Consider the following 13,609-nt stretch of genomic DNA (forward strand, 5'->3'; position numbering starts at 1 on the left):
TTTGTTCCTGTTAGTTCCGATCCGGGTTGGGCTCACACGACCATGAACAGCACAGCAACGAAGATGCTGGCAGCCGAGAAGGTCATGGTCCGCGAGGACCAGGTGTTGAACCATTGTTGAAAACTGGCGAGGTCACGCTTGAGGGCAGTGGGCTGACGCGTCCAGGACTGCTTGTCGAGGCGGAAGAACACGTAGATCTTCATCAGCGCGCCGACGATCTGGTTGTAATAGAGAATCAGCGGGTAGGCCGGGCCGACATTGTGGCCGGAGCACAGCAGCATGATGGTAAGGATCAGGCGGGTGATGCCGATCCACAGCAGGTACACCAGCAGGTAGCCCATGCCGAACTTGAGGCTGGCGATTACCGCCACGGTCAGGCCCAGCAGGCTGGTCCACATCGACACGCGCTGGTCGAACAGCACGATGCTGGTGAACAGCCCCAGGCGCTGCAGGCCCAGGCCCAGCGCCCGGGAGTTCTGCCGCAGGTTGTTGCCGTACCAGCGGTACATCAGCTTGCGGCTGGCCTTGAGGAAGCTCTTCTCCGGCGGGTGCTCGACCGTGTTGATGGCGGCATCCGGCACGTAGAAAGTGTCGTAACCCAGGCGCATCAGGCTGAACCAGCTGGACTTGTCGTCACCGGTGAGGAACTTGAAGCGGCCCAGGCGCCAGTGCATCAGCGAGTCGCTTTCGACATCGGCGATGAATTCCGGGTTGGTCACCACGCTGGCGCGGAACATCGACATGCGTCCGGTCATGGTCAGCACGCGCTTGGACAGGGCCATCGAGCACATGTTGATATGACGCTGGGCGAAGCGCAGCTTGTGCCACTCGCTCATGATGTAGCCGCCACGCACTTCGCAGAACTCGTTGGTGGTCAGGCCGCCGACGTTGGGGAACAGCTTGAACCACGGCACGGTCTTGCGGACCACGCCGTCGCCCAGCACGGTGTCACCGTCGATCACCGCTACCACTGCGTTTTCATCCGGCAGCATGCGCGAGATGGCACGGAAGCCATAGGCCAGGCCGTCACGCTTGCCGGTGCCGGCGATGCGCACGATGTCCAGTTTGACGTGAGCTGGCGGGTTGTATTTGGCCCACAGGCTTTTCACCAGCAGTTCGTCCGACATCTCCACCAGCGAGCAGACCACGGTAGTGGGGAAGCCACAGTTGATCGCCTCGCGGATCACCGAGCTGTACACCTGGGCGGTGGTCAGGGCTTCGATACGGAAGCTGGTCACCATCAGGTACACGTGCGACGGGTCGGCGGCACTGCCCATTTTCTGCACCTTGCGACGCAGGTACGGGTACACGCCGTAGAGGAAGATCATGCCGCGAATGAAATGGGTGGCGCCCATGGAATAGCGCCAGATGCCGACTGCGCCGACCAGGAAGATGAAGTGCTTCGACTGCGAGTCGAAGATATCGGCTGGCAGGGCCAGGGCGATCAGCATGAGCAGGCTCATGTAGAGCAGCCACCCGGCGCACTGCAACAGCACTGTCTGGAGCCTTTGCATGTTCAGCATCCGTCGAGAATTCGGGAAAGGGTGGGCGACGCAGCTGCCACCGTGGTGGCCAGCAGCTGCGCCGCCGGTCCAGCTGTTACCAGCAGATGCCTTCGGTACGGCTGGTAGCGCAGGTTGGCTTGCTCATGAAGCCGACCAGGTCGATCACGTGCTTGCCGGCCGGCGCTTGCTCGGCAAGAGCGCGGAACTGCTCGTCGCGGTTGCCCAGGACGATGATGTCGGCGTTGTCGATGACCTTCTCGAAGTCGGCGTTGAGCAGCGACGACACGTGCGGGATCTTCGACTCGATGTAGTCCTTGTTGGCGCCGTGGACACGGGCGTACTGGACGTTCTCGTCGTAGATATCCAGTTGGTAGCCCTTGCCGATCAGGCGCTCGGCCAGCTCCACCAGCGGGCTTTCGCGCAGGTCGTCGGTGCCGGCCTTGAAGCTCAGGCCAAGCAGGGCAACCTTGCGCTTGTCGTGTGCTTCGATCAGCTCGAAGGCGTTCTGCACCTGCGATTCGTTACTGCGCATCAGCGAGTCGAGCAGCGGTGCGCGGACATCGAGGCTGGCGGCGCGGTAGGTGAGGGCGCGCACGTCCTTCGGCAGGCACGAGCCGCCAAAGGCGAAGCCAGGGCGCATGTAGTACTGGGACAGGTTGAGCACCTTGTCCTGGCACACCACGTCCATCACTTCACGGCCATCCACGCCTACAGCCTTGGCGATGTTGCCGATCTCGTTGGCGAAGGTGACCTTGGTGGCGTGCCACACGTTGCAGGTGTACTTGATCATCTCGGCCACTTCGATCGGCTTGCGGATGATCGGTGCATCGAGTTCTTCGTACAGCGCTTGCAGGATGTCGCCGCTGGCGCTGTCCAGTTCACCGATGACGGTCATTGGCGGGTGGTCGTAGTCCTTGATCGCGGTGCTTTCGCGGAGGAACTCCGGGTTCACTGCAACGCCGAAGTCAACACCGGCCTTCTTGCCCGAGCAGTCTTCGAGGATCGGGATCACCACGTTCTTCACGGTACCTGGCAGCACGGTGCTGCGGACCACGATGGTGTGGCGGCGGTCGCTGTCACGCAGCACGTAGCCGATTTCGCGGCAGACCGACTCGATGTACTCGAGGCCCAGGTCGCCATTCTTCTTGCTCGGGGTACCCACGCAGATCATCGACACGTCACTGGCACGGATGGCTTCGGCGAAGTCGGTTGTGCCGCGCAGGCGGCCATTGGCGATGCCTTGTTGCAGCAGTGCTTCCAGGCCAGGTTCGACGATGGGCGACTTGCCCTGATTGATCAGGTCGATCTTGGTGCTGGACACGTCCACACCGATCACTTCATGGCCTCGCGCCGTCAGGCAGCCTGCACAGACTGCACCCACATAACCCAAACCAAAGATGCTGATACGCATCGCTATCACCTCATGTGTTTATCACGTCGACATCTCCGCAGAGAGCCGGACTGGGTTGATTAACAACAGTTTTCAGGCGCACGGATACATGGCGAATGCACACTTCGCCGAGCGCAGGCAAAATAAATCCGGAGCGCAAAAAGTCATGCACTCAAATGTGGCAGTAAAAAGCCATTAATTAAAAAACGTGCCCTGGAATGCAGCCGTCTTTATTGCAATGCGCTACATGGCGCGTTGCTGTGCTTGTTTTTTCAAGTGGATAAATCCTTTGAAATCAACCACTAGGACGAATTGTAAGGGACGCGTCTCTCCTGCATGGACAGGGGGCTCGGGGTGTGCCCGTTGTACCTGTCGAAGTTATTAGGGCGGGTAGTGGATACCTGCCGTTGTCATCTGTAAGTCATCTCGTACAGCCCGGGGGCGGGAAAATCGTTACGGCACTATGAGCGATTAGGCGTAGCAGAAGTTCCGGGTCGGTTTGGACCGGATGAAAGATTTCTAAATATTTTTTCAGTGGCGGGTAGATTTCAATCTGATAGCACGCAGGTGTTTCGCCCCGATATATAAAGGGCGAAACTGTTGCGAGATATTTTTTTGCCAGCATCGAAAAAAATTTTCAAAATTCGTCAAAAAAGGTACGAACGGTCTTATGGCGGTTGGCGATTCCACTGCGGGTGATGGTTTTTTGACGTCGAACAAATGACATGCTGGCAATGTGAAGCTGACTGTGGACCGAGGCGGCGCGTCAACACATACCGATACACATTATGGCCACATGAAAGCTAAGGCTTTTGTCGCGTTGGCCGTTACCCCCTCTGGACGCTCTGCGGAGCTGTTCATGAACGAAGGAGCGTCTTGGGCAGCCTCGGGCCACTGGCCACCGAGGGCGTCTCATCCATTTATCACATGGAAGAGACGAGAGAACGCCAAATGAAGAAGACATCGCAAATCCTGATCGCCAGCGGTTCCTTGTTGCTGGCTGGCATGGTGCAGGCGGGGCCTCCCGTAGAGGTGACCATCAAGAATCTTGGTTCACAACCCGCGACCATGACCTTGGTGACCTCCAATGAGAGTTCTACCTACCAGATTGCCAACCCCCAACCGTCGAAGACCATCCAACCGGGCGCCTCGACCTTCATGCGGGTCCAGCGCGTCATCAGCCCAGATGTGAACGCCGCCATGATCCGATACACCATAGGCGGAAAAACGTGCGCATTTGGCACGACATTCCAGCTGAAAACGTCAGCGACTGGTATCAAACAGCCCGTTTGGACCAAGACTGCGACTCCGAGCGGTCGCGCAATTTGCACGGCTTCTATCACCGGAACCGCTGCGGATTATTCATGGAAAGTTGAGTTTACCCTGAAGTAGGCGGTCCACAAATGACTGCATTTCCTGGGGACAAGCCTGGAAGTGCAGTTTGGGAAGGCTGTTATCTCAATTTACCCAGGGAAATGAGGTGTCATCATGGACATGATCAATGGGCGGGTCATTGCTGGTAATGCATTTGGCGCTGTGGCGCGTATTCGGAAAATGGAAGATGGTATTAATGCCGAACAGCCGTCAGTCGCGGGTAGCCAAGAACAAATCGAGGATGAATATCTGTCTGGTTTGGCAAAAAAACTGAGTATTGCTGCCGAGCTGGCAGCGCAGCGCGATAGCCGCCATTCACGCAATGGACTGGCAGAATTGGCTGCCAGTATCATCGACAAGCTGGGAGGTCTAACCTACTCATTGGCAAAGGATTTTTACGATTCGCAATTACCTGATACGCAGGATCTTGAGTGGCTTGAGCGTGCCCGTCAGGCCAATGATTTTGCCAGGGGAAAAGCAGAGAACCCCTTTAAGGGATTCTCCCGCGAGCAACTCAGCCTCATTGTATATGACGAAAGCGGTGCCTTTACCGTCAGTGAACGTCGCGCCGCGTTGGCAGAGAAGACAGAGCTGCATAACCGGTGGGCGCAACACATGATCGAGAAGATGAACGTGGAATATCAGCAGACGAGGCGAAATGATAGCGGATTGCGCGAAATACTAGATTTCTATAACTCGTTGCCACCCATTGAAGTAGCAGAGTATGGAAACTATGAGGCCCAGATCATGATGCAACTGTCCATGCATGAGGTGGAGTGGCCAGAATTTGATACTTCATTGGTCAATATGATCGCAAATGAATGGGGAGGCAGAGAAAAGATACCGCTCGAGCCGTTCGAGCGGATGGAGGAAGGCGCTGCCGAGGAGGGCGCGACAGAGTGACGCCAAGTATCGTTATGCAAGGCATTACACGCTGGATAGGCAACGAAGGTATTTTGCGTGATGTGTCGTTTTCACTTCACGCAGGCCAATCCTGCGCCATCATGGGCCCCTCCGGTTCAGGCAAAAGCACGCTACTAAACCTGATCGGCCTGCTCGACCAGCCCTGCCGGGGGCGGCTGGTACTGGACGGTTGCGACATGACGCATGCCAATGCTGATCAACGCGCGATCACCCGAAACCGCCTGCTGGGTTTCGTGTTCCAGAGCTTCAACCTGCTACCTCGTCTGACCATTCTCGACAATGTCGCGCTGCCGCTGAGTTACCGGGGCATTGGTCTGGCCTCGGCAAGGCGGGCTGCGACGCTGCAGCTGGAAAAAGTCGGTCTGGCCCAACGTGCCCGGAACCGGCCCGCAGATCTCTCCGGTGGCCAGCGCCAGCGTGTTGCAATCGCCAGGGCGCTGGTCACCGCGCCGCGAATTCTGCTGGCCGATGAGCCCACCGGAAACCTTGACTGCGAAACGGCCCAGGCGATCATCGGGCTGCTCTGCAGGCTGAACCATGAGCAGGGCATGACCTTGCTCATGGTCACCCACGACCCGGCCATGGCGCAGCGCATGCAGCGGCGCCTGCTGGTACGTGACGGTGGCGTCTTCGATGCCTGAGGCCTATGGGCCAAGCTGGCCGCAACGCATCGGCGAGGCATTGGGTAGCTTGCGGCAACTGGGCGCCAGAGCCTGGTTGGCACTGTCGGGCATAGCGATTGGCTGCGCCGCGCTGGTGGCTTTGATGAACATCGGCCATGGCGCCGCGCAGCATGTCCAGCAGATGTTCCAGGGGTTGGGCAGCGACTTGCTGGTGGTGAGCCTTGAAGGTGCTACCGCGCCGGGCGGTACTTTGGGTCTGGAAGCAGAGCCTTGGCCATCTGGCATTCGAGCGGCGGCACCTTTGGCAACCGCAGTGCAGGCGCTGCAAGTCGATAGAACAAGCATCGAGGTCATGGTCGCAGGCAGCACCGCGCACCTGGCCGAGGTTCTGGACCTTGAAGTTGGCCAGGGGCGATTGCTGTCCCGCTACGATGACCAGGCTGCGCATCTGCTGCTGGGGGCTTCGCTGGCAAGACAGTTGCGGGCCCGGGTGGGGGATCGCTTGCAGTTGGGCAGTTACCTGTTCGACGTGGTCGGGGTGCTGCGAGGCCGTGGCTACAACCCCATGCTGCCGGTGAACTTCGACGACGCAGTATTGATGCCCCTGGCCGGCATGCATCGCCTGAGCCCCGCGCCACAGGTCGGAACGCTTGTCGCGCTGGGTGACGCCAGAATGGGCCTGACCCAGGTTGGCACTTCGCTGTCGCACTTTCTGCAAGCACGTTTGCCGGGGCATGAGGTGGATGTCCAGTTGCCCAGGCAAATGCTGGAGAGCATGGCCGGCCAGTCGCGGATGATGGGCTGGATGCTAGCGAGCACCGCTGCCATCGCCCTGGTGCTTGGCGGGGTCGGGGTGATGAATGTCATGGTGATGAATGTGGCGCAGCGCCGTCGGGAAATAGGTGTGCGCGTTGCCTTGGGCGCACGGGGACGCGACATTGCCTGGTTGTTCCTGCTCGAAGCACTGTTGCTAGGGGCAGCCGGTGCGCTGCTTGGCGTCGTGCTCGGCTTGGCCGCTGCCTGGTTGTTCGCGCTGGCTGCCGGGTGGCGCTTTGCCCTGCATGTCGGGTCGCTGCCGGCAAGCATGGGCGCGTCGCTGGCGCTGGCGCTGGCGTTCGGCCTGCAACCTGCCTTGGCTGCAGCGCGGCTGCAACCGGTGCTGGCGTTACGGGATGACTAGGTGGTGGGCGCTGGTCCTCCTGTCGCCGCTGCTGGCCCTGGCTGAAGACGGCCTGCAGCCGTCGCGCCCGACTGTGCAGCAAGTGCCATCGGTAAGTGCCTTGTCGGCCCTGCACGGCGAACCTGTGGATATCGAACTGGCCGATGCGATTGCCCTGGCGTTGCGCGACAACCGCGCGGTCCGGGGCGCTTACCTCGAGCGCATCGCACAGAAGTTCGAGCTACGGGTGGCACAGGACCGGTTTGCCCCGCAGTTGGCACTCAAAGCCCGCTACCTGGCTAATCGCAACCACGCCGATCGCTATCGGGAAGCACGGCTGGCCCCGACAGCCAGCCTGCTGACACCCTACGGCACGCGTTTGAGCCTTGACTGGGCTCGTGGCCACACCCGTGCCGATGGTGCCGGGCGACGCTACAGCGACGGGGCGAACCTGACGATCATCCAGCCCTTGTTGCGTGGTGCCGGGCGCGACATCGCCAGTGCGCCGCTGCGACAGGCGCGCCTGGTCGAACAACTCAACCGCCTGGCACTCAAGGACGAGATTTCTGCGGTCATTACCCGCACGATCATGCTGTACCGCGCGCTGCTGCGCGCTCAGGAACAGCTGCGTATCGCCGAAGATGGCCTGGCGCGGTCACGCCAGTTGGTGAAGGTAAACCGGGCGCTGATCGTTGCCGGGCGCATGGCAGCGTTCGATATCGTCCAGGCGCAGGCCGAAGTCGCCAACCAGGAGATGGCGCGCGAAAGCAGCCGCAACCAGTTGCAGCAGAGTCGTCAGGCGTTGGCACAGCTGTTGGCGATAGACCTGTCGACGCCGTTGAGAGCCGTGGAGTCGCTGCGTGTCGAGCGTCGGCAGGTGGACGCCCGCCAGGCACTGGCTCGTGCAGAAGTGCGACAACCGGCATACCTGATGCAGCAGCTGGCTGTCGAGCAGGCTGCGCTCGACCTGCAGGTGGCGGATAACGCCCAGTGGTGGGACCTGTCTTTGGTCGCCGGGGTCAGTCAACTGCGCGAGCGGCCAGGTAACGGCACCTCCGGCGAACGCTATCTCGGGCTTGAACTGGAAGTGCCCATTGGTGACCTCGACCGGCGCCAGGCCTGGATGCGGGCCCAAGTGGCCATGGCTCGGCAGAACCTGAACCTGGCCGAAAGCCGCCAGCAGCTCCAGCGCGAAGTGAGCACAGCTGTGCGGGATCTGCAGGTGCGCTGGCGCCAGGTGGAAATCGCCGAGCGCGCGTTGGCCTTGTCGCAACGCAAGCTCGAGATCGAGCAGGAGAAGTTGACCGCGGGCCGCTCCAGCAATTTCCAGGTGCTGAGCTTCGAAGGGGATCTGCGCTACGCGCAAAGTACCCGCCTGGATGCCCTCCTCGATTACCTCGAAGCCCAGGTGGTACTGGACCAGGTGTTGGGAGCGACGCTCGACAGCTGGAACGTGGCGCTCAATGACTAGGCGGTGGTGGTGGGTGCTGGGGGGCAGCACAGGCATGCTGGTAGCGCTGCTTCTGCAGGCGTGGCCGAATACCTCCGCAAGGGACGCGCAACGCTGGGTGCAGGTCGAGCCGCAGCCGCTGGAGGTGCATCTGGGTTTGGTTGGCCGGCTTCAGGCAGGCCGCCAGATGACCCTCAGTGCCCCCTTCGATGGCGTGCTGGCTTCGCTGCTGGTAGCTGAGGGGCAGCAGGTGGTCGCCGGGCAGCCATTGATGCAGCTGGACACCACGCAGCTCGATATACAGCTGCGCCAGGCCGAGGCCGAGCGCCTGAAGGCCAAGGCATTGGTCAGCCAGTTGCGCGGCTGGCAGGCTGGCCCGGAGGTCGCTCGTAGCCTACGTACGCTGGCGGTGGCACGCGCCACGTTGGCGGCTGGCCAGACGGCGCTGGATGAAACCCGACGGCTGCTGGACCGAGGTATCGTTGCCCGTATGGAAGTTGAGAGCCTGGAACAGTTGCAGCAAGCACAGCGGCAGGCGGTGCTGGACGCGCAGCAGGAGCTGCAACTGACCCAGGCCCGGGGCCAGGGGGATGCGTTGAAGATTGCCGAAATGGAACTGGCAAACGCCGAAGCACAGTGGCGGGCGTTGCGCGCAAGGCATGATCTGAAGGTGGTAAAGGCGCCGTTTGCCGGCCTGCTGGCCCGTGCCGCCGGCAGCGCAGCCACGCCTGGCCCACTTCAGGAGGGCCAGGCGCTTGTTCAGGGGATGCCACTGCTGACGTTGAGTGGTCTTGAGCATTTGCAGGTGGCTGCCAAGGTGGCAGAAAGCGACCTTGGCGAACTGCGCGAGGGCATGGAGGTGCAAGCCTTCATTGCAGGTCACCTGCTTGCCGGGCGCCTGGCGCAGATTGGCCTGCAGGCACGTGACGATACCGGACAAACGGCATGGTACGACGTACGGGTTGACCTGCAACTGCCTGAAGGCGCCACACAGCAGCGCTTGCGCCTGGGCATGAGTGCCCGCTTGGCGGTGCTGATACATCGCGAAGACGCTGCGATGGTGGTGCCTGCCGAGGCTTTGCAGGAGGATGAAGCGGGCAGGCAATACGTGGTTTATCGTCAGTCTGCGCAACAGAAGCCGCGCAGGGTTGTGGTCAGGTCGGCAAGGGCGGTGGTGCAGGGGCTGCAGGTGGACGGGCTGGAGGCAGGGTTTGTACTGCTACCGTAGGCCCGCCGTGCGGCCCTTTTCGCGGGTAAACCTGTTGCTTCGACCTTGTGTGCAGCGCAGTACCGGTGGGGGCGGGTTCAACCTCGAGACGGCCGTTACAGGATCACTCGGAAGGATGATCGCGCAGGAACACCAGGTGGTCCGCTTTCGACTGCTCGGCACTGTAGTAGTAGCCCTGCACATCGAACTGCTTGAGTTGTTCCGGGTCGCTGATGCGCCGCTGGATCACGAAGCGGCTCATCATCCCCCGTGCCTTCTTGGCGTAGAAACTGATGATCTTGTACTGGCCGTTCTTCCAGTCCTTGAAATCGACGTTGATCACCCGCGCCTTCAATGCGCTGCGTTTCACCGCGCTGAAGTATTCATTGCTGGCGAGGTTGAGCAGCACGTCGTCGCCCTGCTCGGCCAGGGCCTGGTTCAACCATTCGCTGATGCGCGTGCCCCAGAACGCGTACAGGTCCTTGCCGCGGGCATTGGCCAGCTTGGTGCCCATTTCCAGGCGATAAGGCTGCATCAGGTCCAGCGGGCGCAGCAGGCCGTACAGGCCCGAGAGCATGCGCAGGTGCTCCTGCGCGTAGTTGAAATCGTCCTCGCCCAGGCTCTCGGCATCGAGGCCGGTGTACACGTCACCCTTGAACGCCAGCAGTGCCTGCTTGGCATTGGCCGGGGTGAAGTCCGGAGTCCAGCTGCCAAAGCGTGCGGCATTCAGGCCGGCGAGCTTGTCGGACAAATGCATCAGTTCGCTGATCTGCGCTGGCGACAGCTCGCGCAGTTGCCGAATCAGTTCCTGGGAGTCGTCCAGGTATTGCGGCAGGGTGTAACGCTCGGTCACCGGTGGGGTGTCGTAGTCGAGGGTCTTGGCGGGGGAAATCACCGTCAGCATCGGGTCGGCTCCTGGCATCGTTGGCCGGGAATTCTACGGGCTGGGCGGTACAAGTCCAAACTATGGCGACGATAGTCACAGACCATGCCCGGTGCAGGCGCTATAGTGCGCGTTTCGCCGTTGCGGAGCCTTCAACCGTGCGCATTGCCTCTGCCTTGCTGGCCGGCCTGCTGAGCCTGACCGTGCAAGCCGCCCCATCACCCCAGGTAAGCCTGGACCGCAGCCTGTGGCCCGAGCAGCTGGACAGCCCGGCGCTGTTCGATGTGGCTTCGCGGGCGGAAATCCTTTCGTTCGCCCAGGTGCTGCACGAGAGCGAACTGCTGGACGACGCGGCATTGACGACCCGGTTGGGGCTGCGGCAGATAAACATGCAGAAGGTGCGCCTTGTAAGGGCGCGCATGTGGCAGCGCTTGTGGCAAGGCTATCAACAGGCGCAGCGCAGTTGCGAGCAGGACGCATCGTTCTGCTACCCGGTTAGCTCGATGGCGGAATTACGCACCCAAGCGGCGACGTTCGCTGCCGATGTAGGCACGTTCTACACTGGTTGGGTCGAGCCCAGCCACCAGTTCCATGTTCAGTACCTCGACGAACAATTGCGCAAGGCTGCCTTGCTGCCACAGACCAGCAGTGAGGTGGAGCGGCTGTCGGCGCGCGAGCGCAATGGTGATGAACTGAATGACCGCATGTTCCTGCTGACCTTCGTCGGTGGGCCCGGGCCGCAGGGCGGCACGACCGACCAGCTCACCGATTACCTGCGTCGACAGAAGCTTGCAGGGACGTTTTTCGTGCTCGGCAACCGCCTGCAGCAACGCCGCGACGCCGGCGCGGCGACCGCCTTGCGCCAGCTTTATGGTGGCCAGTGCGTGGGCATCCAGGGCTGGGAATATCGCTCCCATGCACAGTGGACGGGCTGGCAGGACTCGCTGCGGCGCAGCCAGGCGCGGGTGCAGGCCGACCTGCCGCAACAGTACGTGCCGTTGTTCCGGCCACCTTATGGGCAGCGCCGCGCCGACGGCGAGACGTTCATGGCCAGCCAGCAACTGCGGGTATCGTTGTGGGATATCGATGCTCAGGATGATGGAGCACTGACGGCGCAAGCCTCGGCGCAGCGGGTGCTGACCTTGATGCTGCTGTGGCGCAAGGGGGTGATCCAGTTCCATGACAGCCTGCCCAAGGCGCAGCCGGCAGTGGACTGGTTGCTGCGCAATACCGCGCAGAGCGGTATCGGCTGGGAAGGCTGCCGCGAGTATGGGTACCGCGAACCGGGAGTGTGACTTCTGACTGTAGTCCCCTCTGGCGCTGCCGCCAAGGCCCCTTCGTCATTCGGCAAAATAAACTTCAAAAAGTCGTAAAAACGCTTTTTCCAGTCATGGTTTTTGCGGTATGAAGAAACCAGACAGCCGATTCCTGCAGCACAGGTGGCGTCATCCAGGCCCACCTAGCCAGGTTCGCTTCCCGCCCGTAACAACGCGGATACGGGGAGAACGGCAGTCACTTTGCGGCGTAACAGAGCACGCCGTGTGGCTTCGACATAAGGTGACCGAGTATGGATGACCAAGGACGCAACCCTTCCTCCAGCAAGCCAATCCTGTATGTGCTCGATACCAACGTCCTGATTCACGACCCCAACGCGTTACTCAACTTCGAGGAGCACCATGTCGCCATCCCGATGACGGTGCTGGAGGAACTCGACAAGCTCAAGGCCGGCAAACAGAGCATCGCTGCCGAATGCCGCCAGGCCATTCGCCTGATCGACCAGACCCTCGGTGACGCTTCGCCCAGCGATGTCGAGCAGGGCGTGCCGATCCAGCGTGGCAAAAGCGGGCCCAAGGGCTTCCTGTCGATCCTGATGACCCCGCGCAACGAGCCCAACAAGCTGCTCCCGGAAAACCTCAACGACAACATCATCATCAACCAGCTGCTCGAAGTACGGGCCCGGCGCACCGACCTGGACGTGGTGCTGGTCACCAAAGACATCAACATGCGCCTGAAGGCACGTGCCTGTGGCATCGCGGCCGAGGACTACAGCACCGACCAGTTGGTCGATGACGTATCCTTGCTATCCAAGGGCTACCATTCGGTCAGCGGTTCGTTCTGGGACCGGGTGAGCAAGGTCGATACCCGCCAGGAGCGTGGCCGCACCTGGCACCGGGTGCAACTGACCGACAACCTGCCGGCGGTGCATGTCAACGAGTTCATCATCGACGAACAGGGCTTCGTCGGCTGGATCAAGGGCATCCGCAACGACGAGCTGCTGTTGCTCGACCTGCACCAGGAGCCGCTGCTGCACCAGGAGGCGTGGGGCCTGAAACCGCGCGATATCCACCAGAGCCTGGCGCTGTTCGCCTTGCTCGACCCGGATATCCACCTGGTCAACCTGACCGGCGCCGCCGGTTCTGGCAAGACCATCCTGGCGCTGGCCGCGGCCATCGAGCAGACCATGGTCAGCAAGCGCTACCGGCGCATCATCGCCACCCGCAGCGTGCAGGGGCTGGACCAGGAGATCGGCTTCCTGCCGGGCACCGAGGCGGAGAAGATGGAGCCCTGGCTGGGCGCCATTACCGATAACCTCGAAGCCTTGCACATGGATGACGAAAGCACCCATGGCAGTGTCGAGTACATCCTTGAGCGTGTGCCGTTGCAGTTCAAGTCGCTGAACTACATCCGTGGTCGCAGCTTCCAGCAAAGCCTGATCCTGATCGACGAGTGCCAGAACCTGACGCCGCACCAGATGAAAACCATCATCACCCGTGCCGGCTCCGGTTCCAAGGTGGTCTGCCTGGGCAACCTGGCGCAGATCGACACCCCCTATCTGTCCGCCACCAGCTCGGGCCTGACCTACCTGACCGAGCGCTTCAAGGACTTCCCTCATGGCGTGCACATCACCCTGCAGGGCGTGCCCCGCTCGGTGCTGGCCGAGTACGCCGAGTCGCACTTGTAAAGCCATGCGCCCGGGCAGTTCGCTGCCCGGCCTTTTCATGGGCGCTCCGGCGGAGAGGCCGATCCAGTTGGTGCAGCCCCCTGCTCAAACCTGACCCACAGGTTTACACTGCCAGTTCCCTTCACAGGAGCA

At 61.3% G+C, this 13,609-nt stretch carries 11 protein-coding genes; 8 read left to right on the forward strand and 3 right to left on the reverse strand.

Annotation, left to right across the window (positions count from 1 at the left end; all coding sequences use genetic code 11):
- Positions 1–32 precede the first annotated feature (32 nt).
- A complete protein-coding gene (locus tag ACVWZT_RS13110) occupies positions 33–1,514 on the reverse strand; it encodes a glycosyltransferase family 2 protein (RefSeq protein WP_296230570.1) in 1,482 nt (493 codons plus the stop codon).
- A gap of 85 nt (positions 1,515–1,599) precedes the next feature.
- Positions 1,600–2,916: a nucleotide sugar dehydrogenase gene (locus ACVWZT_RS13115; protein ID WP_296230571.1), complete on the reverse strand. Its 1,317-nt coding sequence runs from the start codon at positions 2,914–2,916 to the stop codon at positions 1,600–1,602.
- A gap of 930 nt (positions 2,917–3,846) precedes the next feature.
- Between ACVWZT_RS13115 and ACVWZT_RS13120 the strand changes: the two genes are divergently transcribed.
- The 6 genes from ACVWZT_RS13120 (at position 3,847) to ACVWZT_RS13145 (ending at position 9,653) form a co-directional block, all read left to right on the forward strand.
- Positions 3,847–4,287, forward strand: coding sequence for a hypothetical protein (locus ACVWZT_RS13120; protein WP_457469674.1), 441 nt, complete (start codon positions 3,847–3,849; stop codon positions 4,285–4,287).
- 96 nt (positions 4,288–4,383) lie between these two features.
- Complete coding sequence (locus tag ACVWZT_RS13125; RefSeq protein ID WP_457469676.1) at positions 4,384–5,172, forward strand: hypothetical protein; 789 nt, start codon at positions 4,384–4,386, stop codon at positions 5,170–5,172.
- A gap of 14 nt (positions 5,173–5,186) precedes the next feature.
- Entirely contained in the window at positions 5,187–5,834 is a 648-nt protein-coding gene (locus ACVWZT_RS13130) for an ABC transporter ATP-binding protein (protein WP_457469678.1), read from the forward strand.
- Positions 5,827–6,996 (forward strand): ABC transporter permease, encoded by a 1,170-nt coding sequence (locus tag ACVWZT_RS13135; RefSeq protein ID WP_457469679.1) that lies wholly within the window; start codon positions 5,827–5,829, stop codon positions 6,994–6,996. Before ACVWZT_RS13130 ends, ACVWZT_RS13135 begins: the two co-directional genes overlap by 8 nt.
- Positions 6,989–8,446, forward strand: a complete 1,458-nt coding sequence (locus tag ACVWZT_RS13140) for a TolC family protein (RefSeq protein WP_457469681.1) — start codon at positions 6,989–6,991, stop codon at positions 8,444–8,446. The genes ACVWZT_RS13135 and ACVWZT_RS13140 overlap by 8 nt, the downstream gene beginning before the upstream one ends.
- Positions 8,439–9,653 carry an efflux RND transporter periplasmic adaptor subunit gene (locus ACVWZT_RS13145; RefSeq protein WP_457469683.1) on the forward strand — a complete coding sequence of 405 codons (1,215 nt, stop codon included), beginning with the start codon at positions 8,439–8,441 and terminating at the stop codon, positions 9,651–9,653. Before ACVWZT_RS13140 ends, ACVWZT_RS13145 begins: the two co-directional genes overlap by 8 nt.
- Before the next feature lie 103 nt (positions 9,654–9,756).
- Here ACVWZT_RS13145 and yaaA read toward each other — a convergent pair whose 3' ends face one another.
- Positions 9,757–10,536 carry a peroxide stress protein YaaA gene (gene yaaA / locus ACVWZT_RS13150; protein ID WP_296230576.1) on the reverse strand — a complete coding sequence of 260 codons (780 nt, stop codon included), beginning with the start codon at positions 10,534–10,536 and terminating at the stop codon, positions 9,757–9,759.
- 137 nt (positions 10,537–10,673) lie between these two features.
- On the opposite strand from yaaA, the gene ACVWZT_RS13155 reads away from it, so the two are divergent.
- Together ACVWZT_RS13155 and ACVWZT_RS13160 are read left to right on the forward strand one after the other, a co-directional pair.
- Positions 10,674–11,810: a polysaccharide deacetylase family protein gene (locus ACVWZT_RS13155; RefSeq protein ID WP_457469685.1), complete on the forward strand. Its 1,137-nt coding sequence runs from the start codon at positions 10,674–10,676 to the stop codon at positions 11,808–11,810.
- 272 nt (positions 11,811–12,082) lie between these two features.
- On the forward strand, positions 12,083–13,477 hold the full coding sequence (locus ACVWZT_RS13160; protein ID WP_114170545.1) for a PhoH family protein: 1,395 nt from the start codon (positions 12,083–12,085) through the stop codon (positions 13,475–13,477).
- Positions 13,478–13,609 lie beyond the last annotated feature (132 nt).

The sequence above is a fragment of the Pseudomonas sp. TE21394 genome (assembly GCF_054057835.1).

Coding starts and splice junctions, on each gene's coding strand:
- ACVWZT_RS13135 (WP_457469679.1), top strand. CDS start 5,827: ATGCCTGAGGCCTATGGGCCAAGCTGGCCGCAACGCATCGGCGAGGCA.
- ACVWZT_RS13115 (WP_296230571.1), bottom strand. CDS start 2,916: ATGCGTATCAGCATCTTTGGTTTGGGTTATGTGGGTGCAGTCTGTGCA.
- yaaA (WP_296230576.1), bottom strand. CDS start 10,536: ATGCTGACGGTGATTTCCCCCGCCAAGACCCTCGACTACGACACCCCA.
- ACVWZT_RS13120 (WP_457469674.1), top strand. CDS start 3,847: ATGAAGAAGACATCGCAAATCCTGATCGCCAGCGGTTCCTTGTTGCTG.
- ACVWZT_RS13110 (WP_296230570.1), bottom strand. CDS start 1,514: ATGCAAAGGCTCCAGACAGTGCTGTTGCAGTGCGCCGGGTGGCTGCTC.
- ACVWZT_RS13160 (WP_114170545.1), top strand. CDS start 12,083: ATGGATGACCAAGGACGCAACCCTTCCTCCAGCAAGCCAATCCTGTAT.
- ACVWZT_RS13125 (WP_457469676.1), top strand. CDS start 4,384: ATGGACATGATCAATGGGCGGGTCATTGCTGGTAATGCATTTGGCGCT.
- ACVWZT_RS13140 (WP_457469681.1), top strand. CDS start 6,989: ATGACTAGGTGGTGGGCGCTGGTCCTCCTGTCGCCGCTGCTGGCCCTG.
- ACVWZT_RS13130 (WP_457469678.1), top strand. CDS start 5,187: ATGCAAGGCATTACACGCTGGATAGGCAACGAAGGTATTTTGCGTGAT.
- ACVWZT_RS13145 (WP_457469683.1), top strand. CDS start 8,439: ATGACTAGGCGGTGGTGGTGGGTGCTGGGGGGCAGCACAGGCATGCTG.